Annotated in this window: 19 protein-coding genes; 6 read left to right on the forward strand and 13 right to left on the reverse strand. The window is 72.6% G+C overall.

From position 1 onward, the window contains the following. Positions 1-5 precede the first annotated feature (5 nt). The 7 genes from AB0K12_RS41315 to AB0K12_RS41345 all read right to left on the reverse strand — a co-directional run bounded on the left by AB0K12_RS41315 (position 6) and on the right by AB0K12_RS41345 (position 9196). Positions 6-884 (reverse strand): carbohydrate ABC transporter permease, encoded by an 879-nt coding sequence (locus tag AB0K12_RS41315; protein ID WP_364573472.1) that lies wholly within the window; start codon positions 882-884, stop codon positions 6-8. After that, positions 881-1798 (reverse strand): sugar ABC transporter permease, encoded by a 918-nt coding sequence (locus AB0K12_RS41320; RefSeq protein ID WP_364573474.1) that lies wholly within the window; start codon positions 1796-1798, stop codon positions 881-883. The genes AB0K12_RS41315 and AB0K12_RS41320 overlap by 4 nt, the downstream gene beginning before the upstream one ends. 19 nt (positions 1799-1817) lie before the next feature. Next, positions 1818-3140 carry an ABC transporter substrate-binding protein gene (locus AB0K12_RS41325; RefSeq protein WP_364573476.1) on the reverse strand — a complete coding sequence of 441 codons (1323 nt, stop codon included), beginning with the start codon at positions 3138-3140 and terminating at the stop codon, positions 1818-1820. Positions 3141-3186: 46 nt separating this feature from the next. After that, positions 3187-5397, reverse strand: coding sequence for an alpha-galactosidase (locus AB0K12_RS41330; protein WP_364573478.1), 2211 nt, complete (start codon positions 5395-5397; stop codon positions 3187-3189). Between the two features lie 181 nt (positions 5398-5578). Next, positions 5579-6616 carry a LacI family DNA-binding transcriptional regulator gene (locus AB0K12_RS41335; RefSeq protein WP_364573480.1) on the reverse strand — a complete coding sequence of 346 codons (1038 nt, stop codon included), beginning with the start codon at positions 6614-6616 and terminating at the stop codon, positions 5579-5581. A gap of 298 nt (positions 6617-6914) precedes the next feature. After that, positions 6915-8144, reverse strand: coding sequence for a lectin (locus AB0K12_RS41340; RefSeq protein ID WP_364573482.1), 1230 nt, complete (start codon positions 8142-8144; stop codon positions 6915-6917). Positions 8145-8629: 485 nt separating this feature from the next. Next, positions 8630-9196 (reverse strand): ABATE domain-containing protein, encoded by a 567-nt coding sequence (locus AB0K12_RS41345; protein ID WP_364573484.1) that lies wholly within the window; start codon positions 9194-9196, stop codon positions 8630-8632. A gap of 86 nt (positions 9197-9282) precedes the next feature. On the opposite strand from AB0K12_RS41345, the gene AB0K12_RS41350 reads away from it, so the two are divergent. After that, a complete protein-coding gene (locus tag AB0K12_RS41350; RefSeq protein ID WP_364573486.1) occupies positions 9283-10149 on the forward strand; it encodes an alpha/beta hydrolase in 867 nt (288 codons plus the stop codon). Here AB0K12_RS41350 and AB0K12_RS41355 read toward each other — a convergent pair. The 3 genes from AB0K12_RS41355 to AB0K12_RS41365 form a co-directional block, all read right to left on the reverse strand. Then, a complete protein-coding gene (locus tag AB0K12_RS41355) occupies positions 10143-12668 on the reverse strand; it encodes a polysaccharide lyase family 8 super-sandwich domain-containing protein (protein ID WP_364573488.1) in 2526 nt (841 codons plus the stop codon). The two genes, AB0K12_RS41350 and AB0K12_RS41355, sit on opposite strands and share 7 nt — an antisense overlap. Positions 12669-12762: 94 nt before the next feature. After that, the gene (locus AB0K12_RS41360) at positions 12763-12921 is read right to left on the reverse strand and encodes a hypothetical protein (protein WP_345385290.1); all 159 of its coding nucleotides are present in this window, start codon (positions 12919-12921) and stop codon (positions 12763-12765) included. 62 nt (positions 12922-12983) lie between these two features. Beyond that, positions 12984-13877 (reverse strand): NmrA family NAD(P)-binding protein, encoded by an 894-nt coding sequence (locus tag AB0K12_RS41365; RefSeq protein ID WP_364573490.1) that lies wholly within the window; start codon positions 13875-13877, stop codon positions 12984-12986. Between the two features lie 245 nt (positions 13878-14122). On the opposite strand from AB0K12_RS41365, the gene AB0K12_RS41370 reads away from it, so the two are divergent. Both AB0K12_RS41370 and AB0K12_RS41375 read left to right on the forward strand, forming a co-directional pair. Beyond that, positions 14123-15592, forward strand: coding sequence for an alpha/beta fold hydrolase (locus AB0K12_RS41370; RefSeq protein WP_364573492.1), 1470 nt, complete (start codon positions 14123-14125; stop codon positions 15590-15592). Between the two features lie 25 nt (positions 15593-15617). Further along, positions 15618-16403 carry a serine protease gene (locus tag AB0K12_RS41375; protein WP_364573494.1) on the forward strand — a complete coding sequence of 262 codons (786 nt, stop codon included), beginning with the start codon at positions 15618-15620 and terminating at the stop codon, positions 16401-16403. Positions 16404-16408: 5 nt separating this feature from the next. Here AB0K12_RS41375 and AB0K12_RS41380 read toward each other — a convergent pair whose 3' ends face one another. Beyond that, entirely contained in the window at positions 16409-16744 is a 336-nt protein-coding gene (locus AB0K12_RS41380) for a bacteriocin fulvocin C-related protein (protein ID WP_364573496.1), read from the reverse strand. Between the two features lie 93 nt (positions 16745-16837). Here AB0K12_RS41380 and AB0K12_RS41385 point away from each other — a divergent pair, with 93 nt between their 5' ends. The 3 genes from AB0K12_RS41385 (at position 16838) to AB0K12_RS41395 (ending at position 19631) form a co-directional block, all read left to right on the forward strand. Further along, complete coding sequence (locus tag AB0K12_RS41385; protein WP_364573498.1) at positions 16838-17824, forward strand: BtrH N-terminal domain-containing protein; 987 nt, start codon at positions 16838-16840, stop codon at positions 17822-17824. A 56-nt stretch (positions 17825-17880) separates the two neighbouring features. Beyond that, the gene (locus tag AB0K12_RS41390) at positions 17881-18474 is read left to right on the forward strand and encodes a WHG domain-containing protein (protein ID WP_364573500.1); all 594 of its coding nucleotides are present in this window, start codon (positions 17881-17883) and stop codon (positions 18472-18474) included. Between the two features lie 98 nt (positions 18475-18572). Next, positions 18573-19631, forward strand: a complete 1059-nt coding sequence (locus tag AB0K12_RS41395) for an alpha/beta fold hydrolase (protein ID WP_364573502.1) — start codon at positions 18573-18575, stop codon at positions 19629-19631. A gap of 6 nt (positions 19632-19637) precedes the next feature. On the opposite strand, the gene AB0K12_RS41400 is transcribed toward AB0K12_RS41395, so the two are convergent. Further along, positions 19638-20609, reverse strand: a complete 972-nt coding sequence (locus AB0K12_RS41400; RefSeq protein ID WP_364573504.1) for a threo-3-hydroxy-L-aspartate ammonia-lyase — start codon at positions 20607-20609, stop codon at positions 19638-19640. Positions 20610-20649: 40 nt separating this feature from the next. Continuing rightward, positions 20650-21933, reverse strand: coding sequence for an MATE family efflux transporter (locus AB0K12_RS41405; RefSeq protein ID WP_364573506.1), 1284 nt, complete (start codon positions 21931-21933; stop codon positions 20650-20652). Positions 21934-21967: the final 34 nt, after the last annotated feature.

The following is a 21967-nucleotide window of genomic DNA, read 5'->3' on the forward strand; positions in this document are numbered from 1 at the left end:
GGGGGCTACTTGACGGCACCGCCGGTGATGCCGGAGATGATCCTGCGCTGGGCGACGGCGAACACGACCAGCAGCGGCAGGCTCATGAGGATGATGTAGGCGAAGATCAGGTGCCAGTTGCTGAGGTACAGCCCGGCGTTGGCCACCTGGAACAGGTTGAGCGGCAGCGTGTCCAGCCGGCCGCCGATGACGAAGAAGGCGTAGAAGACGTCGTTCCAGACGTACAGGCAGATGAGGATGGTCGCGGTGGCGAGCACCGGGCGCAGCAGCGGCAGGATGACGGAGAAGAACACCCGCAGCGGGCCCGCGCCGTCCATGCGGGCGGCCTCCTCCAGCGACAGCGGCACCGTACGCACGAAGCCCGTCACGAAGAAGATCACCGTGGACAGGTAGATGCCGACGTAGACCCCGACCATCCCGACCAGGCTGCCCGCCAGGCCGAGCTGGCGCAGCAGCAGCACGATCGTCACCACCGCGGGCGGCAGCACGATGCCGCTGATGGCCAGCGCGTACAGCACGGCGACGAGCCGCGAGGCGCGGCGGGCGAGGATCCACGACGCCATCGACCCCAGCGCCAGCACCAGCGCCACCGACGGCGCCACCACCAGCACGCTGCCGAGGAACGCCTTCGGCACCTCGCCCTGCTCCCAGACCTGGGTAAGGTTCTCCCACAGGTGCCAGCTCGACGGCAGGGACAGGTCCGGCGAGAGCGCCTCGGCCTGCGACTTGCCCGCCGTCACCACGACCAGCCACAGCGGCACGCCCATCACGAGCAGGACGAGCACGACGACCGCGACGGGACGCAGCCGGGCGGCCAGGCCCCGCGAGTGCGGCGGGCGGGCGGCACGCGCGCGGCCGGGACCGCCGAAGACAGGCGCCGTCACAGGATCTCCTCCCTCTTGCGCAGAATGCGGATCACCGGGAAGGCCAGCAGCGTCACCATCAGGAACAACACCAGGCTCATGGTCGTGGCCTGCGCGAACAGGCCCTGACCGAAGGTGCGGTAGATGAAGATGTTGAGGATCTCGGTGCTGCGGGCCGGGCCGCCGCCGGTGAGCGCCTGCACGATGTCGAAGCCGTTCATCGAGCCGAGGAGCGAGGTGGCCACGTTGAACGTGATCGCCGGCGCCAGCAGCGGGAAGCGCACCGCCCAGAACGCCTGCCACGGCGAGGCCCCGTCCATGCGGGCCGCCTCCGCGACGTCCTCGGGCACCGACTTCAGCCCGGCCAGGTAGATGAGCATCGACAGGCCCATCCACTTCCACGCGTGGATGACGGCGGCCAGCGCCAGCGTCCACGTGGTGCTGCCCAGCCAGGCGACCTCCACCTGCTGCCCGGTCAGCGCCGACAGCAGCCCGTTGAGGCTGCCGTCGGGCTTGAGCAGGGCCTGGAAGAGGTAGCCGACCGCCAGCGCCGACATCAGCACCGGGATGACGAACACCACCCTGGCCGCCCTGTTGAGCCAGGTGTCCCGCTCCAGCAGCACCGCCAGGCCGAAGCCGAACAGGTTCTGGAACACCGCCACCAGCACCGCGTAGATCAGGGTGACGCGCAGCGCGCCGAACAGCGTGCCGTCCGACAGCAGCGCGGCGAAGTTGTCCAGGCCCACGGGACGGATCTCGCTCTTGAAGCTCGACCAGTCGGTGAACGCGTAGATGAAGTTGAACAGGGTCGGCAGGAAGAAGAAGACGAACAGGATCGCGAAGGCCGGGACGAGGAACCACATCGGGTGCGTGCGGTTCCTGCCCGCCCCGGCGGGCGGGCGGCGCGTCTCCTGGGCGGACCGCTCTCTGGTCATGAGCACTGCTGCTCCCCGGTCAGAAACCGGGCGCGCCGGCGGCCTTGGCGAGCTGCGCGAACTGCTTCTGGGTGGCGGCGGCCACCTGCTCGGGCGTCAGGCTGCCGGTGATCATGTCGGCCAGGTTGAGATACAGGTCGGGGTTCGCGACCGCGAGCGACTGCATCGACCCGACCGACGCGCCGAGCGAGGCGTGCACGTCCTTCAGCGCCTGCGGCACCCCGTCGGGCGTCGGCACGTCAGGACGCAGCGACACGGTCTTGCGGTCGGCGACGAACGTGCCGTAGCCCGGCCCCATCCAGTACGCCAGCAGCTGCCGCGCCGCCGCCTCCCGCTTCTCGTCACCGGTGCGGAAGGCCACCAGCGCGTTCGACTGGTCGGGGATCGACGTGCCCACGTTGCCGGACGGCGAGATCGGGAAGAAGCCGATCTTCTCGTCCAGCTCGGCCGTGTCGGCCTTGGCCTGGAGCTGCCCGAAGAACGAGTTGACCTGCACCGCCATCGCCGCCTTGCCCGACAGCAGCGCCTCGCCCTGGTCCTCGAACGTCGCCGTCTTGATGTCGGCGTTGAACAGCCCCTCGTCGATCAGCCCCTTGTAGGTCTTGATCGCGTCCAGGACCGTCTTGTCCTCGAACGTCTCCTTGCCGGTGTTGATCCGCTCCCACAGGCCGTCCCTGGCGGCGTCGGCGAGCTGGACCTGCACCCACCACTGGGTGGCCCACTTGTCGCCGGCCATCTCGAAGAACGGGGTGACGCCCTTGCCCTTGAGCGTGCGGGCCAGCTCCACCATCTCGTCGAACGTCTTCGGCGGCTCCTTCACGCCGTTGGCCGCGAAGACCTCCTTGTTGTAGTAGACGCCCTCGACGGCGGGGCTGGTGATGAGCGCCGCGTACCGCGTGCTGTCCAGGATCCCGGTGATGTCGCGCAGCTCGGGCGAGAGCTTCTCGATCCACGGGGCGCCGTCCAGCGGCTGCAGGTTGGCGCGGGCGTTCAGCGCGGTCAGCATCGACGCCGTCGGCTGCCAGAACGCCAGGTCCGGCTTGTCGCCCGTGGCGACCTTGGTCTGCACGCCCTGCTCGTACGGGTCGGGGACGGTGACGACCTCCACCTTGGCCCCGGTGGCCTGGGAGAAGGCGTCGGTGACCGCCTTGGGGACGGTGGTGCTGTTCTGGGCCGCCCAGATGGTGAGCGTCACCCCGTCCAGGCGGGCACTCGGGTCGGGCCAGGTGGCCGGGGCGGCCCCGGCGGTGGCCGCCGGTCCGGCGGCGGGATCGCTGCAGGCGGTCAGCGCCAGGAGGGCGCCTGCCGCGACCATGATCGCGGTACGGGGGGCGGTTCGCACGATAACGTCCTTCGGTCTCGTCACGCTGTCGGCCGGTTCTGGGGGACTAGCGGGGGCGGAGGTGCAGGATGCGGGCGGTGGGCGGCGGTACGTCCGCCGTGACGGTCAGCTCGGCGGCCCCCGGATCCCAGGCGAGCCGCCAGCCCTCGGCCGCCTCCGGGTAGGCGACCGTGGTCTCCAGGTCGCGTCCGCGCAGGTGGGGGAGGGAGAGCACGGTGCCGTCCGGCGCCCCTGGCCGCCGCCAGACGGTCAGGTAAAGGTCGTCAACCGAGGAGCCGGCGGTCGGGGCGGCGTCGGTCCGGTTGGCGCCAGTCGGGGTGGCGCCGGTCGGGGTAGTGGCGCTTGAGGCGGCGCCGGTCGAGCGGGCGTTGTCTGGATGGGCCGTGTCGCGGAGGCCGAAGGCGAGCCAGGGATCGTCCCAGCCGGGCAGGCCGAGCGGCCAGCACGCGGTGGCGCGCGGCAGCACAGGGCGCAGCCGGCCGTGCACCGCCACGCCCTCCCTGACCAGGGCGAGCCGGCGCTCGTCCATGAGGTGCAGGTTGCCCGACAGGTAGAGGCGGCCGAGAATCCCGGTGCACATCGCGAACACCACCTCCTCCTCGGTCATGTCCGGCTGCGGGTACGCCCAGTTGGCGGCCTGCTCGGGCAGCACCGACAGGGGAGCGGCGGCCGCGATCGGCGGATAGCGCAGGAAGTCCTGCTGGTCGCTGGTCGACTGCAGCTGCAGGCGCGAGAGCATCGCGTAGTCCATCCGCATCGCGCCGGACGCGCAGTTCTCCAGCACCAGGTGCGGATGGCGGTCGAGGACCGACTCCAGCCAGGCCAGGTGGGCCCGGTTGTGCGCGAGCAGCCCGGCACCGGCGCTGGGCGCGTCCACGTCGGTGCCCGCGCCCGGGTTGATGTTGTAGTCGAGCTTGAAGTAGCCCACTCCCAGCTCCGTGACCAGCCGGTCCACCACCTGGTCCAGGTGCGCGACGGCGGCGGGATGGCGCAGGTCGAGGTGGTAGCGGCCGTGCTCGGCCACCCGTACGCCGCCGCGCCGCAGGAACGCCTCGTCCGGCAGCTTCCCGGCCATCGGGCTGCGCACTCCGATCACCTCGGGCTCCAGCCACAACCCGGCCGTCATGCCGCGCTCGCCGATGCGGGCCAGCACCTCCTCGATGCCGCCGGGGAACCGGGTGCTCGACGGACGCCACTCGCCGACGCTGTCCCACCAGTCGCCGCCGTCGTCGTACCAGCCGGCGTCCACGCAGAACACCTCGGCGCCCGCCGCGGCGGCGGCGTCCACGAGCGGGAGCAGCTTGTCCGTCGTCGGGTCGCCCATCAGCGTGTTCATGTAGTCGTTGAACACGACCGGCAGCCGCTCCCGGTCCGGGTGGGGCCGCCGCGACGCGCGCCGGTGCGCGGTCAGCGCCGCCGCCGCGCCCGTCAGGCCGTCGGCCGACACCGCCACCGAGACCGGCACCGTGGTGAACGACTCGCCGGGCGCGAGCGGGTGACTCCACTGGTGGTCGAGGTCGGTGGGGCCGGACAGGGCGGCGTAGACGCCGTCCAGCCGGTCGCCGACCTCCCAGCGCCAGGGGCCGTTGTGCTCGATCTGCCACAGCCACGTACGTCCTGAGCCGCGCTCGGACAGGCCGCCCATCGGGACGTACCGGCCGCTCGACCACGTGCCCGAACTGGTCAGCGCGAACGCGCCCCGGCCGTGGCCGTGCCCCTCCAGGCCCAGGTCGGGCAGGTGGCCGGCGAGCGGGCGCCGGGTCCAGCGGCTCTCGCCCAGCCAGGCGCTGTCGGCGTACAGGACGTCGAGGTCGCTCGCCGGACCGTCGTGGAAGCCGGCCGCGAACGAGGTCACCGCCAGCAGCGGCACCGGGGTCGTGCCCAGGTTCGTCACCCGGACCGACGCCCGCATCGCGGGCACGCCGTCGTAGGACTCCAGCAGCAGCTCGGCGCCCAGCTCCGACGCCTCGTCCCGCAGCCGCACCCGCAGCTCGTGTCGGCCGTCGTGCGACGAGCGGTCCGCGCCCGCGTACCGCAACCTGAGGCCCACCGCCGTCTCCGACAGCCGCTGCGAGGCGCGCGCCCGGCCCTCGGCCGGCACCAGCACCTCCACGACGGGCTGGGACGTCCGCGTGGGCGCCGCCGCCTGGCCAGGCGACAGCTCGCGCAGCGTCACCGGGCGATCCGGATGGATTTCCAGCGCGAGCGCGAGCCCCGAATGGCCCCAGCGCAGGGTCTCCACGACGTCAGCAGGCATGCAAGCTCTCTCTTTCGGGCATTCCACGGATCCGGCCGGCATGTGACCGGTCACATGCTCGCCAGTGTGAACGGTCACATGCCTCCGGCGAAAGCCTTCTTCGCCGGATCGTTACATGGGTGTTTCGAGCAAGCCCCGCCTCAGACGGCCGGGGGGCGGGCGTGTTTCGGGGGAGGCCGCGTCAGGCGGGCGGGGGTGGGGCGGTGGACTCGCGGATCATCAGGGCCGGAGGGACCAGGCGAGGGGCCGGCTGGGGGTGGCCGGAGAGCTCGGCCATGGCGGCGTCGAAGCAGGCGCGGCCCAGCCCTGGGAAGTCCATGCGTACGGTGGTCAGCGCGGGCGTCCAGTAGGCGGCGCCGGGGATGTCGTCGAAGCCGACGACGCTGACGTGGCCTGGCACGTCCTTGCCCGCGTCGTACAGCGCCCGCCGCACCCCCTGCGCGATGTCGTCGTTGCCGCACAGGATGGCCGTGACCCGCGGGTCGGCGGCGAGCTCGCGCCCGGCCGCGTACGCGGAGGCGATGTCCCACCCGCAGCCCAGCACCTCGGGGACGGCGGCCCCCGCCGCGTGCAGCGCGTCGCGCCAACCGGCCAGGCGGCCGCCCTGCCCGCCCTCGGACGGGATCGCCACGTGGTGCACCGTGCGGTGGCCCAGGTCGAGCAGGTGCCGGGTGGCGTCGGCCGCGGCGCCCCGCTCGTCCAGCGCGATCGCGACCCTGCCACGGTCGGGCGCGGCCGGCTCGGCCACCGCCACCGCCGGTACGTGGGCCGGCAGCGCCTCCAGCACCGCGACGCCGGTCGTGTCGAAGGCGATCACCACCACGGCTCCGGCGCTGGCGTCACTGACGTATTCGACGGCCTGCCGCACCTCGGCCGGCTCCGCCGACTCCACGACCCGCACGCCCACGGACATCCCGGCCGCGCGGGCCGCCTCCTCGATGCCCTGGAGGGTGGCGGCGTAGCCGTAGAGGACGGTGTCGGAGGTGACCACGGTGATGCCGCGCGCCCGGCCGAGGCTCAGCGCGCGCGCCGTGCGGCTGGGACGGAAGCCGAGCTGCTCGATGGCGGCGAGGACGGTGGCGCGGGTCTCGGGGCGCACCCTGGGCGAGTCGTTGAGCACCCGTGAGACCGTCTGGTACGACACTCCCGCCGCTGCGGCGACGTCCCTGATGCTGGGTACGGCCGCGTCACGGGACGCGCGCGGGGAAGTCGGAGCCACCTCCCCATCGTATGACCCGATCATCCGCCCCCGGCCCGGCCCGGTCCCGCACAAAAGCCTTTTCCGCACGGCAGACGTCTCGACGGAGAACGCGCTCTCCCGCAACGCGAGAGGGAATTGGTTGCGGCCGGTGAGGACCAACGCCCGTCGGGACGGTGTTTCGGCGGGCGGAAGGAATGGCAGGCGGCGGCTCGGGTGGGCGTGCGGCGGCTGGTCGATGCGGGAGCCCGCACGGGGGTACGCGTGCGGGCTCCCGCGGGTCAGGGTGAGAGGTCAGGGTGAAGGGCCAGGGTGAAGGTCAGGTGCGGGTCCAGCGTTGGTTGGTGCCGCCGGAGCAGTCCCAGATCTGCAGGCGGGTGCCGTTCGCGGAGCTGACGTCGGTGGCGTCGAGGCACCTGCCCGACTGCGGGTTGACGATCTGGCCGGTGCCGGAGTTGTAGGTCCAGCGTTGCGCGCCGGTGCCGTTGCAGTCGTAGAGCTGCACCTTCGCGCCGTTCGCGGTGGAGCCGGCGGTCACGTCCATGCACTTGCCGAGCGCGCGGACCGAGCCGTCGCTGTTCCAGCTCCAGCTCTGGGCGCCGGTGCCGTTGCAGTCCCAGAGCTGGACAGGGGTGCCGTTGGCGGTGGCGGCGCCGGCCACGTCGACGCACTTGCCGCCGATGCCGCTGATCTGGCCGCCGCCTGTGGCCGGCGGGGCGTAGACGCGGACGTAGTCCACGGTCAGGGTCTGCGGGAACGTGGTGCTGCCGTCGGGGTAGCCGGGCCAGTTGCCGCCGACCGCCACGTTCATGATCATGAAGAACGGGTGGTCGAAGACCCAGCGGTTGCCGCCCAGGTCGGCGGGGGTGCGGCGCTGGTATTCGACGCCGTCTACATACCAGACGATGAGGTTCGGCGACCAGTCGACGGCGAAGGTGTGGAAGGCGTCGGCGAACGGGGCGCCGATCGTGTAGCCGGCGCCGATGCCGCCGCCCCCGCTGTAGCCGGGGCCGTGGATGGTGCCGTGGACGGTGTTCGGCTCGCGGCCGATGTTCTCCATGATGTCGATCTCGCCGTTGTCCGGCCAGCCCGACGTGCCGCCGAGCATCCAGAAGGCCGGCCAGATGCCCTGCCCGCGCGGCAGTTTCATGCGCGCCTCGAACCGCCCGTACGTGCGGGTGAAGGTGGCGGCGGTGAGCAGGCGGGCGGAGGTGTACTGGCAGGTGCCGTAGTGGCACTGGTAGTTGGCCGGGTTCTCGCGGCGGGCGGTGATCACCAGGTTGCCGTTGCCGTCCTTGGCGGCGTTGCGGGTGCTGTCGGTGTAGTACTGGTGCTCGTTGTTGCCCCAGCCGCCACCGCCGATGTCGAAGCGCCACTTCGAGGAGTCGACGGCGCTGCCGGCGGGGCCGTCGAACTCGTCGGACCAGACGAGCGGGCCTGGGGCGGGTGCGGCGCTCGCGGTGCCGGTCATGGGAGCGACCAGAGCGGCGATCGCGGCGAGGGCGGTACCGATGGCGAGCAGCATTCTGGAACGGGGGGTGCGTGCCATCAGACTCTCCTGAGGGGGTCGTCGCCTTTAGGCGAGGGGGGTATCGGGAGCGGGAGGGCCGTTAAGGCCTGGGCGTGCAGTGACCTGCCCGGTCTGCACATGAGAGTTCTCCGTTTCGTCGCGCGTGTACGTGGCCGGCCGGATCAAAAGCTTCACCTTCCACCAGCTGCGTGCCGAGTTCGGCCATGTGCGTTCCCGTTGCCCATGCTGTGGTCGCGGTCCTGCTTCGTGGCCCCGGCCGGCGCGGTGTCGGCCGGGACGGTGCAGCAGGGCGTGCGGGCATGCCGCGCACGCCCGACGTGAACGCGGCGGGCAACATTCTGAGGGCAGGGCTTGCCCTTCGCCAGGCTGCGGAAGCGGCTTAGCGAGAAGCCGCTCCCTTCAGGGGGGCGGAGGAGTCACGTGGGTTACCTCATCGGATCCACGGGGGTGGGTTTACGGAAACCTTCCGGCAAGGTGAGTGCTCCTGTCAAGAGAGCGCTCTCTCACTTTTCCCCGGTGGATTTCTGCCGCTGGTAATGGCGGGCGACGCGCACCCGGTTGCCGCAGCGGGCGGCGGCGCACCAGCGCCGGCGGGGGTGTGCGGGCAGGAACAGCGTCACGCAGTCGTCCGCCTCGCACGCGCGGACGGTGGTGACCGCCGGGTCGGTCAGCAACTCGGCCGCCGCCTCGGCGAGCCAGGCCGCCAGCCGGTCGGCCGCCGAGCCGTCTCGCCGCCGGGCGGCGGTCACCGCGCCGCCGTCCCAGGCCAGCTCGGTGATGGCGGGCGCGGCGCGCTGGGCGCGGTTGAGCGCGTCGAGGGCCTCCTGGGGCGGTTGCTCGCCCCGCCGTGCACACTCCAGCGCCCGAGCCGTGTGCTCGCGCACCTCGCGAACGGCGGCGAGGTCGGCGTCGGAGACCGCGAGGTTCCGGACGCCGGGGAATCGGGCGGCCTCCAGGTCCAGCCACCTGCGCAGGTCCTGCGGCGTGGTCAGGTGGTCGCCGTCGGCGTTGCGGGTGTTGACGAGGTCGAGCGCGAGGGGCTCGCCGACCAGGGGACCGGGATCGCTCATGCCCCTAATGCTACTCGACGGATTTGACACATTAGGAAGCGCCCAGGTTGTATCTAATGCATCGAGCACGAAGGAAGGCATTAGAAATGACTGCACCAGCCCGCACCGCCCACCGCCACGTCGACGTCGACGGAGTCCGCGTCTTCTACCGCGAGTCCCTGCCGGACCGCGCCGACGCGCCCGTCCTGCTGCTGTTGCACGGCTTCCCGTCGGCCTCGCACCAGTACCGCGGCCTGTTCGACCGGCTCGCCTCCCGCTACCGGCTCATCGCCCCCGACCACCCGGGCTCCGGCCACACCGAGGCCCCGGCCGGCTACACGTACACCTTCGACCGGCTCGCCGACCTCACCGAGGGCTTCGTCCGCGCGCTCGGCCTGACCCGCTTCGCCCTGTACGTCTTCGACTTCGGCGCCCCGGTCGGTTTCCGCGTCGCCGAGCGCAATCCCGAGTGGATCGCCGGCCTGATCGTCCAGAACGGCAACGCCTACGTGGACGGCCTGTCGGCCGCCGCGATCGAGCTGCTCTCACAGCGCCCGGACACGCCGGGCGGCGAGCAGCGCGTGCGCGCCGAGCTGACCCTGGACGCCGTCCGCGCCCAGTACGTCACCGGCGTCCCCGACCAGGCCCTGGTGGCTCCGGACGGCTGGACGCTCGACCACCACTTCCTGGAGCGGCCGGGCCGCGGGGACGCCCAGGCGGCGCTGCTGTTCGACTACCACACCAACGTCGAGAGCTACGACCGCTGGCAAACGTGGCTGCGCAGGCACACGCCGCCCGCCCTCATCGTGTGGGGCGAGCACGACCCGTTCTTCACCGAGGCGGGCGCCCGCGCGTACCTGCGCGACCTGCCCGATGCCGAGCTGCACCTGTTCGACACCGGGCACTTCGCGCTGGAGACACACGTCGCGGAGATCGCCCCGCTCGTGGCGGCCTTCCTGGACCGCACTCAGTGAAGGGTGGCGGTGAACGTCCGGCCGTAGGCGTGCCGGGTCGTCGCCCGGACGAGGGTGCCGCCCGGCACGCGGCGTACGGTGACGCCCTCGCCGGCCTCCGACACCCGCAGCGGCCGGCCGGGCACGAGCACCGAGACGTGGTCGCGCTGCATCGTCGGGTCGGACAGGGCGACCTCGGTGCGCTTGCCCGACTCCCGCACGATGAGCGCGGCCGGGCCGTCCACGAGCAGGCGGCCGGCCAGGCGCGGCCCCTTCGCGAAGACGGTGCAGGCGGTGATGCCGAGCCCCTCGTGCCGGACGGCCTGCACGTCGCGGGTGTTGGCCACGACGCTGACCGGGCCGCGGGCGTAGCGGCGCAGCGCGGCCTCGGTGGCGTGGGGGACCAGCGCGTACGCCAGCGCGTCGTCGCCCGCGACGGTGGCGGTGAACACGTTCTTGGTGACGGCCGTGTCGGGGTTGCCGGTCCTGACGACCCTGCGGCTGCGGGTGACCGTCTCCAGCCCCGCCGCGACCGGCCGCCTGGCGAGGAAGGCGTAGCCGACGGCGGTGCCCCGGGTGCCGTTGGCGTACCGCAGCCACCGCAGGGGCGTGGCCGCGCCGCCGGCCTGCCAGGCGCGCCCGTCCCAGCGTTCGCCGGTGAGCGCGACCGCGTCGCCCGGCGCGGCGATGCGGCTGTCGACGGTGGTCACCACGTCGCGCCCGTCCTGCCCTGAGATGCCGGCCGCCAGCACCACGATCTCGTCGTCGAACATGAACCACGACTTGGTGGCGCGCGCGTTGCGGTAGGCCACGAAGTCGTCGGGCAGCAGGCCCTCCTGCTTGGCGGTGTAGGCCACGTCGTCGGACTGCACCATGCCCGCCACGCCGTACGCGCCGAGCGTGGCCCCGCCGGAGAAGGCGTTCTCGCCGCGCGGGAAGTACACGTAGGTGTTCTGCGACTCCGACGAGGACGTGAAGTTCAGCGGGTGGCCGGGGTTCTCGTACCACAGGCGCCCGTACAGCTCGGGGATCGTCCGCCGCTCCTCCGCCGGCGCGGTGATCCCGGCCAGCCGGTACGGCGACACGGTCGTGTAGTAGTCGACCCCGTAGACCTCCCGCTGGTCCTCGCCCGACAGGTAGAGGTAGTAGGCGCCGTCGCCCTGGAACCAGGGCATGAGGTTCTCGCCGCTCATGTACTCGTACTTGCTGATCCGCTCCGAGCTGCGCGCCAGCGCGAACGCGTAGCCGGGGCGGCGGTGCACGGTGCGGTCCATCGCGTTGAACGCCACCGACCGCGCGGCCGGGTTGAGGTCGGCGGCGGGGACGGACGCGTCGGCGCGGACGGCGGCGTAGCGGGCGATGCCGCCCGGCGAGACGAACGCCGAGGTGTCGGCGGCCGGCAGGAACCGCAGGTACTTCTTCAGCGGCAGCGGGTCATCGACGTGCTCGGCCAGGTCGGCGATGGCCTCCACGATCACGTTGAGGTCGGTGTAGCCGCTGGTGGTGCGCGAGACCGCGCGCCCCTTGACGATCTCCATCATCCAGCCCTCGAAGATCAGCGGGGCGAAGCCGTCGCTGATCCACCGGTACACCACGGCCGGCAGGTCGGCGAACCCGGTCGTGGCGCCCTGGAGCATGTTGAGCGTCTGGACCACGCGGGTCAGCAGGGCGCGGCCGTACGAGCCGGTGTAGGCGACCGAGTGGTGCTGGATGAAGGAGCCGTCGGCGTAGTAGCCGTCGGTGTTCCCGTGCCGCAGGTCGTACGGGTCGATCGTGGCGAAGACCGTCGACTGGTCGCTGATCGCCTTGGCGACCCGGGCGTCGTCGCCGGTGAGCGCGCCCTGCAGGATGCGGTTGGCGGTGATGTCGGCCAGGTTCGCGCCGGTGTGGAAGCGGGAGTCGAGATCGACGTCGCCGTCCTTGCCGTTGCGCAGGTAGGCGTCCATCGAGGCGAGGTAGGGCGGGGTGAGGTCGCCGCGCAGCTCGTCGGGCAGCAGGGCGAGGGTCCTGCTGACGTGGGTGGGGATGGCGATCTCCCAGTTGTGCCAGTTGCCGTAGTAGCCGGCCGACTGGTCGCCGAAGTACCGCTCGTGCAGCCAGGCCAGGCCGTCGGCGGCGCGCCGCGCGGCGGTGGCGTCGCCCTCCAGCGCGCTGCCGGGGGTGCGGGTGGCCAGGGTGATCTCGTACAGGTACTGGTAGGCCAGGCGGAGGTTGACGTCGTCGGCGCCGAGCGCCAGACCGGCGAACAGCTCGCCGTCGCCCGCCTGGTCCATGGCGGTCAGCCGTTGCCTGGCGGCGTTGACGATGGCGGTGAGCTTGCCCGCCACCTCCGGCCGGGCGTTGACCTCGGGGGTGCCGGCGAGGATGGCGACGGTGTTGGCGAGCAGGCGTCCGTGATCGACGGCCTGCACGGCTCCTGACGCGGCTTCTGCCACGGCTCCTGACACGGCGGCTGGACCGGCTGCGGCGGCGCGGGCCGGGGCGGCCACGGCCAGCAGGCCGGCGGCGGGGACGAGGGAGAGCACCTGACGGCGGGACATGTGCGGCACTGCTGACTCCAGGCCGTTTGGGGGGATACGGCTGGGGCTCACCGTACATGATCGCCGATCGGCTTCACAGGAAGAGCCTCGCCCGTCACCACCAGTGCTGGAGGCCGAAGGCCGTCACGACGATCGCGAGCACCGCCATGAAGGTGATCACGATCGCGGCCGCCACGACCGACGCCCGGCGCAGCGCCCTGTTCACCCGCCGCTTGTGCCGGAGGGCGCGATGGACCGCTCGCTCAGCTCTCATCCGGGAGATGTCCGTACGATCCACAACGCCACTCTCTCGCCGGGCACCGGTCGTGGGCAAGCCTAGGCCGAGGGGCTCATGGCCTGGCGGAAGAACTCCTCCGCGCCGGTCGGGCGGACGCCCGGGTAGCGGTGGTTGTCGAGCGGGTCGAGCTTGCCCTTCCCGCTCACCATGGCCCAGGTGTACTGCAGCAGCAGCCACGCGAACGGGTCGGCCCCGTCGGCCTGGAGGCGGTCGATCTCGGCCTTCAGCTCGCCGACCCCGCCGAGCCTGCGGGCCTGGAGCCGCCGGCCCGAGCCGCGCTCCATCGCCTGGTGCAGCTCCTTCAGCGTCAGCACGTCTCCCGCGACCCGCACCGTGCGGCCGGCGGCGGCCGGGTCGAGCGCCGCCTCGGCCGTCCACTCGGCGGTGTCGGTCATGGTGGAGAAGTCGACCGGCTGGTCGCCGTCGCCCCAGTAGCTGAAAGTGCCGGAGCGCCAGTCCACCCAGTTGTAGAAGGGCTGGTTGAGCACCTCCAGGAAGGCGCCGCAGAGCACCGACGTGGTCGCCACGGGGCTGCCCGCGAACGACTCGGCGGCCTTCTTGCGCAGGTCGGCGAAGTCGTTGTCGCCGTGGTCGAGCCGGTCGATGGCCAGCGAGAAGTCGGACGGGATCAGCCGGGGGACCCCGGCCCGCTCGGCCGCGCTCAGGAGGTTGGCCTGGCCGTCGATGATGACGTCGGCGCCGCCCTGGACGGCGGAGACGATCACGTCGGAGCCCTCCAGCGCGCGGGCGAGCCGGTCGGCGGGGTCGCGGATGTCGCCTTCGACGACCTCGACGTCCTGGCCGAGCGCCCTGCGGCCCTCGGTGTTGCCCGGCCTGACGAGGGCGCGGACCCTGGCGCCGCGCCGCTGGAGGCTGCCGATGACGAGGCGGCCGAGCGTGCCGGTCGCGCCTGCCACGAAAACGGTGGACATGAGTGTCTCTCCTTCCCGGCCGGCGGCTCGGTCGCCACCGGCCGTGTACGTCGCCGAACAACATGGTTGCGCAGGCAACTATTCCACGTAATTGCTTGCGCAGCTAAATTTATGGGATTGATACGAGCCCGCGCGGCGACTGATACACGATGGAGGGGCGGGCCGCCCAGGATGTCCCGTGTGCGCCGCACGGCGTGCCCCGCGTGCCGGGCGGCGCGCGGGCGGCACCACGGAAAGACACGACGATGCCCAGCACCAGAAACCTCGCCCACGCCGCGCTGGCGGGGGCGGCGGTCGCCTGCCTCACCGCCCCACCGGCGGCCGCCGCGGCCGATCAGGCCGTGGAGACGGTCACCTGGCGGCCGTGTGCCACGACGGCCAAGGACTGGCCGGCGCCGGAGGACACCAAGTCGGAATGTGCGCTGGTGACCGTTCCGATGGACTACGCGAAGCCGGACGGGCGGAAGATCAGGATCGCGGTGAGCCGGCTGAAGGCCGCAGACCCCGCGAAGCGGCGGGGCGTGCTCGTCATCAGCCCCGGCGGCCCCGGCATCTCCAACATCACCGCCCCGTCGAGCTACGCCGCCAACGGCCTCGCCCCGCTGGCCACCGACCACGACCTGATCGGGTTCGACCCGCGCGGCGTCGGCTACAGCGACAGGATCGACTGCGACGAGGGCACGTTCGAGCCGCCGGCCAAGGCGTCGGCCAAGGCGCGGGCGAAGGCGCTCTTCGACCACATGGCCGCCGCCAACAAGCGGTGCACCGCCCTCGACCCGGCCTTCGCCAGGCAGCTCACCACCAGGAACATCGCCCGGGACGTCGACGCGATCAGGGCGGCGCTCGGCGTACCGAAGATCAGCTTCTACGGCGTCTCGTACGGCACCGCGGTGGGGCTCAACTACCGCTCGCTGTTCGACACCCGCGTCGAGCGGATGTGGCTGGACTCGGTGATGCCGCCGGTCATGGACCTCGCCGCGATGGACGCCGCCGTGGACGCGGTCGCCGAGCGCAACTTCGACGGCTTCGTCACCTGGCTGGCCGGGCACGACCCCGAATACCACTTCGGCGCCACTCCGCAGCAGGCCCGCGAAGCCGTCTTCGCCCTGCGCGACAAGCTGGCCAGGAAGCCGCGCCCGGCGGGCAAGGGCGCCAGGCTGGACGGCGAGTGGGTCAGGAGCCTGCTCGGCCTCGACGCGACCGGCTGGGCCACCGCCGCCAGGGACCTGGCGACCGCTCGCGACGGCGGCGTCCCCCGCTCGGCACGCCCTAGCTCCGGCACCGCCCCGGTGTACGGCTTCGATGACGCGCCGCTCGGCCTGAACTCCACCCAGTACAACGGGGTCTTCTGCAACGAGGGCGCCGGCGGGCGCGACTTCGACCGGCTGTGGGCCGACGCGGAGGCCAGGCGGCGCACGTACCCGGCGACCGGGGGCGGCATCCAGTTCGGCAGCTGGTGCGCCGGCTGGCCGTGGCCCGCGCAGCCGTGGCGGCCGGTCAGGGGCGCGAGCCCGCTGCAGGTGTCGGGCCACGTCGACGAGGCCACCACGCCGTACGCGTGGGCGGTGGACACGGTCAAGGTGGCCGGCGGCGCCCTGCTCACCGTCCAGGACGACGCGCACGCCTCGCTGGCCAAGCTGCCGTGCGCGGACAAGGCCGTCGAGTTCTTCCGCACCGGCCACACCGCCACGGGCACCTGCCCCGGCATGCAGTGACCCCTCTCAAAGAACGGACTCCCAGATGCGCATCCTCATGCTCCTCGCCGCCCTCCTCTCGCCGGTGTCGGGCCTGGCCGGCACCGCCGAGGTGAACGGCTGCTCGGGCGCCCTCGTACGCACCCAGGCCAGCACCCCCGACGACCCCGCACTCGTCCTGACGAACGGGCACTGCTACGAAGGCGCCTGGCCGGTGCCCGGCGAAGTGCTGGTGGACCGGCCATCCCACCGCCTCATCCGGCTGCTCGACGACGCCGGGCGACCGGCCGCCGCCGTGCACGCGGAAAGGGCCGCGTACGTCACGATGACCGGCACCGACGTCGCCCTCTACCGGCTCGGCACCACGTACCGGCGGCTGGAGCGCGACCACCAGGTCCGCCCGCTCACCCTCGCGGCCGCCCGCCCCGCGCCGGGCACCCGGATCAAGGTGCTCTCCGGCGGCCTGAAGAAGGTCTTCACCTGCGCGATCGACCGGCTCGCCTACCGGGTGCTGGAGTCGGGCTACGTCACCGAGGACGTGCTGCGCTACACCAAGGCGTGCCAGACCGGGCCGGGCAGCTCCGGCTCGCCGGTCGTGGACGTCAAGAGCGGCCAGGTCGTCGGCATCAACAACACCAGCAACCGCGACGGTGGCGCCTGCACCCAGGACAACCCGTGCGAGATGGACCGCGACGGCGTCATCACCAAGCACAAGTCCATCGCGTACGGCACGCAGACGTACTGGCTGACCACCTGCCTCGCCACCGGCAACCGGCTCGACCTCGACCGGCCGGGCTGCCTGCTGCCGAGGCCCGATCCGCGGCGCGCCTGAGGCGGTCAGGCGATGGAGCAGGCGTCGCCGTCGGGCGGCCCGAGGCTGGCCAGCAGCAGGAGGGCGGTGTCCTTGCCGAAGGCGGCGATCGCCGCCTCGCCCACCCGCTCAAGGCCGGGGGTGGGCGGGCTGCCCGGCTCGAACGTCGACGCGTCACGGATCAGCGCCTCGGCCTCGTCCAGCACGCCGCGCTGCTCCGCCGTCAGCTCGGCGTTGTCGGCGCGGAAACGGAGCAGCTGCTCGAGCCAGAGGTCGCTGCGCTCCTGCGCGGACAGGCCCTGGTAGAGCCGCCGCCTCTCGGCCACAGGGCGGGCGATGAACGCGTCGTACGTCTCGTCCATGGGGCTCCTGCCGCTGCGGGACGGGTGGACTCTCCCCCCGGGGGAGACCTCATGCTACTCCTCAGCCCCACCACGCTCTGAGGAGATTCGAGGATGACCATCGTGACCGGCGTCGAGCCCCGCGGCCTGCACCACTGCGAGACCACCGCGCTCGGGGTGCTGCTCCGCCACGAAGGGCTCGACCTGCCGGAGCCGCTGCTGTTCGGGCTCGGCGCCGGCCTGTCGTTCGTCTACTGGGACGGCAGGGCGATGCCGGTGCCGTTCGTCGGGGGCCGGGTCAAACCGTTCGAGCTGACCAGGAACCTGGCCGCCAGGCTGGACCTGACGCTGACCGTCCAGGAGACCGCCTCACCGCGCCGGGCCTGGGCGAACGTGGCCGCGGCCCTTGACGCGGGCCGTCCCGTCGGCCTGCAGCTCGACTGCTACCACCTCGACTACTTCCGCTCGAAGGTGCACTTCGGCGGGCACGTCGTCGCCGTGTACGGCTACGACGACCACGACGCCTACCTGGTGGACACCGCGCAGCAGGGCGGCGACGTGCGTACCGGGCTCGCCGGCCTCGCCCGCGCCCGCGCGGAACGCGGCCCCATGACCGCCAGGAACCGCTCCTTCACCCTCGCCCTGCCCGCGCACCCGGTCCGCTGGCAGGAGCACCTGGTTCCCGCGGTCAGGGACTGCGCCGCCGCCTTCCTCGCCGCGCCCATCGCGAACCTCGGCCACCGCGGCATCGCCAAGGCCGCCGCGAAGGTGCCTGCCTGGTGGGACCGCGCCGAGGACCCGCGCCGCGACCTGCCGCAGGCCGCTCACCTCATGGAGCGGGGCGGTACCGGCGGCGGCCTGTTCCGCGCGCTCTACCGGGACTTCCTCGCCGCCTGCGCCGAGCTGGTGGGGGGTGCGGAGCTGCGTACAGGTCACCGGCTGTACGCCGAGGCCGCCGGCCTGTGGACCGACGTGTCGGCGCTGATCGCCAAGGCGGGGGAGAGCGCTGACCCCGGCCACCTCGCCCAGGCCGCGGCGCTCCTGCGCGACCTGTCCCGCATCGAACGCGAGGCCATGGAGGCCCTGGTCACCCTTTCCTAGGGGCGTTAGGTATAACCTAGTGCAGTAAGGTTTTGCCTAGGAAGGGTCGGTGACCTATGGCGCGTGCCGGGCTGACCGTGGAACGCGTGACGCTCACCGCCGCGGACCTGGCCGACGAGGTCGGGCTCGACCACGTCACCATGTCGGCGGTGGCGCGCCGGCTCGGCGTCAAGGACGCCAGCCTCTACGCGCACGTACGCAACTTGGAGGACCTGCGGGGGCGGATCGCGCTGCTGGGCGCGGACGAGAAGACCATCCGCATCGCCGAGGCCACCGCGGGGCGGGCCGGCAAGGACGCGCTCGTCGCGTACGCCGACGCCTGGCGGGCCTACGCCCACGACCATCCGGGCCGCTACACCGCGACCCAGGTCCCGATCCCCATCGACCCCGAGCTGGCCGCCAAGGCGGCGGGGCCGCGGCGGGCGGTCGAGCTGACGTACAGCATGCTGCGGGCGTACCGGCTGGAGGAGCCGGACCTGACCGACGCCGTCCGCCTGATCCGCAGCGCCCTGCACGGCTTCGTCAGCATCGAGGCGGCCGGCGGCTTCGCCCACAGCCGCCCAGCCACCGACTCATGGCCCCGCTGTATCGAAGCCCTGCACAACGCCCTCGAACACTGGCCAACCCGCGAAGAGGAAACCCCCACATGACCACCCCACCCACCGGCCGACCGCGGGGAGAAGGCGCAACCCCGCCCCCATCACGACACCGCGCGGACAGTGCCACGCCGACGACCGGACGGCTGCCCGTGGACAGCACCACGCCGACGACCGGACGGCCGGCCGTGAACGGCCTCGCACCGACGTCGGGGCGGTTGCGCGTGGACGGCGCCACCCTGCACTACGAGGTGCGCGGCAGCGGGCCGCTCGTGTTGCTGATCCCCGGCGGGACGGGCGGCGCCGCCTCCTTCGACGCCGTCGCCGACCGGCTCGCCGCCGACTACACGGTCGCCTCCTACGACCCGCGCGGCCTGACCCGCAGCCCGCTCGACGACCCCGACGCGCCCCAGCGGGTCGAGCAGCACGCCGAGGACGCATACCGGCTACTGGAGCTGCTCTCGCCGGACGCCCCCGCCCGCGTGGCAGGCTGCAGCTCCGGCGCGATCACCGCCCTCCACCTGCTCGCCGCCCACCCCGACCGCGTGCAAAAGGTGGTGGCCCACGAACCCCCGCTGGTAGAGGTCCTCTCAGACGCCCCCGAGCACCGAGCCCTCCTCATCAGGGTCCAGGACACCCTGCAAAGGGAGGGCCTGATGCCCGCGGCAGCCATCTTCGCCGCCGGCCTCCAAGCGGAGCCCACCTCACCCGAGCCACCCGCCGGCCTCCAAGCGAAGCCCACCTCACCCGAGCCACTCGCCGACACCAACGCGAGCCGCACCACACCTACGCCGGCGCCTGCCGAAGGTCCGCGGGCGGGCTCTGCCTCGCCTGCGCCGGAGCCCGGCGCCGGTGCCCGGGCCGGCCGTCCCGCCCCTTCCACTCCCTCCGCCGCACCGGTGGAGGCGGGTGGGTTGCCGGCGGAGGCCGCCGCGAGGGTGGAGCGGACGATGGGGGATATGCCGTACTTTCTCGGGCGAATCGTGCCGAGTTTCATGGGCTATGTGCCCGACCTCGACCGGCTTCAGGCCCTGTCCGAGCGGCTGGTGCTTGCAGGTGGCGTCGAGTCGCGGGGAGAGGTGCCCTACCGGCCGGCGGCGGTCATGGCGGAGCGGTTCGGCACGGAGCTGGTGCACTTTCCCGGTGGCCATACCGGGCTCAGCACGCACCCCGACGAGTTCGGTGCGCTGCTGGCCGAATTACTGCGGTGACCGACGCTAGCTCGCGCTGAGCAGGTCGGTGAAGCGTTGTGCGTCGACGTTGCCGCCTGAGGCGATGAGGCCCACGCGGCCAGGTGCGGCGTCGAGGCGGCCGGAGAGCAGGGCGGCGAGCGGGGTGGCGCCGCTGGGCTCGATGACGACCTTCAGGTACTCGAACGCGAACCGCATCGCCTCCACGATCTCCGCGTCGCTCACCAGCACGACCCCGTCGGCCAGCCGCCGGTTGATCGCGAACGTCAGCTCGCCCGGCGTGGGCAACGCCTGCCCGTCGGCGATCGTCCTGGGCACGGGGATGGTGACGCGCTCCCCGGCCTCCAGCGAGCGCTTGGTGTCGTCGCCGCTCTCCGGCTCGACGCCGATGACCCGGATGGCCGGGTGCACTGAAGTGGCGGCGATCGCGGTGCCGGCCAGCAGCCCGCCGCCGCCGACGGGCACGAGCAGGGCGTCCAGCTCGCCGGTCTCGGCCAGCAGCTCAAGGGCGGCGGTGCCCTGACCGGCGATGACGTCGGGATGGTCGTAGGGAGGGATGAGGGCGAGGCCGCGCTCGTCGGCCAGGGCGCGCGCGAGCGCGGTGCGGTCGTCGGTGTAGCGGTCGTAGGTGACGACCTCGGCGCCGTAACCGGCGGCGGCCGCGCGCTTGGAGCGGGGCGCGTCCTCGGGCATGAGGATGACGGCCGAGGTGCCGAGCTCGCGCGCGGCCAGCGCGACGGCCTGGGCGTGGTTCCCCGAGGAGTAGGCGGCGACGCCCCGCGCCCGCTGCTCAGGGGAGAGCAGCGCGATGGCGTTGTACGCGCCGCGGAACTTGAACGCCCCGACGCGCTGGAGGTTCTCGCACTTGACGAACACCTCGGCGCCGGCGCGCTCGTTGAGCATGCGGGAGGTGAGCACGGGCGTGCGGTGCGCGATGCCGTCGAGCCGGGCGGCGGCGGCACGGACGTCGTCGATCGTGACGGACGTGGCGGTGTCCATGATTTCCCTCGGGCGCGTAGGGATCAGCTGATCTCCGATCTTAGGCGGCGGGCGCGATCGCGGCGCTGTGCCGGACGAAGGCGGTGATCTGGAGCGCCCAGATGAGCGCGGCGGTCGCGATCATGGCGCCCCATAGCCCGGCCAGCCCCCAGGCCGTGGCCGCCGGGACCATGGCGAGCGCGAGCAGGCCGTAACCGGTGCCGACCGCGGCCAGCTGCCAGGTCGAGCGCTTGAGCCCGACCAGCCCGTACGCGGTGACGATCGCGCAGTTGCTCACCAGCGAGAACGCCACGAGCAGCGGCACCAGCCCAAGAGCGAGGGAGTGCACGGCGGCGTCCTGCGTGAACAGCCGCAGCACCACGTCACCGGCGACGAGCACCACCACCCCGCCTGCGAGAACCCCGCCCGCCGCGACCGTGACGGCGGCGAGGATCAGCCGCCTGGCCTCGCGAGGGGACGACGCCCGCGCGACCTCCGGCGTCACCGCCTGTGCGGCGGCGAAGGCGGCGAGCCCCAGGAGTCCGTCCAGGGACAGCAGGATCGCGTGCGCGGCGGCCTGGTGCACGCCGGTGCGCGCGGCGGCGTACGCGACCCCGCCCATCACCGTGAACTTGACGATCAGCGTGGCGGACAGGGGCAGGCCGACCCTGGCCATGCGCAGAATCCGCCGCCCGCGCGGCCGTCCCGGCCACCACGATTGCCCGGCCAGCTCGGGCAGCCGCAGCAGCAGCACGTTCGAGACCACGACTTGGACAGCAGTGGCGGTGACCATCGCGACGCCTGTGCCCTGGACGCCGTACGCGGGCACGAGCGTGAGCAGCAGGACGACCTGTGCCGCCGTACCGGAGAGGCCGGACCACAGCACCTTTCTGCTGTGCCGCAGCGCGATCAGCATGCCGCCCGCGCCGCTGCCCGCCGCCGACAGCAGCACCTGCCCGGCGAGGAGCGCGGGCAAGGCGCCCAGCTCGGCGATCGCCGCCTCGGGCGCCCCGCCGGCCCGCGCGATGAGAGGCACGGCCAGCACCACGCCGGCGCCCGCCGTCCCGAGCGCGAGCGTGAGCCAGCGGGCGTCCTTCAGGACGGCGAGCGCCTCGGCGGGACGGTCACGGCAGGCGGCGACGAACGGCGACATCCCGCGCAGACCGCCCGCCACGGCGGCCGTCACCGGGCTGAGCACGGCGCTCGCCAGCGTGAACGCGGCCAGCTCGGCGGTCGCCTGGCGGCCGAGCAGGGAGGTGCCGAGAAGCTGCGCGACGACGCCGGCGCTCATGGACAGCAGCAACGGCAGCGCCGCGCTCAGGACGACGCGAAGAGAAGAGGACATGAAAAGCAAAATCCCGGGCGGACGACCGCTCGGG

Origin of the sequence: Nonomuraea sp. NPDC049419, from assembly GCF_040676995.1 — a bacterium.
Lineage (GTDB): Bacteria > Actinomycetota > Actinomycetes > Streptosporangiales > Streptosporangiaceae > Nonomuraea > Nonomuraea salmonea.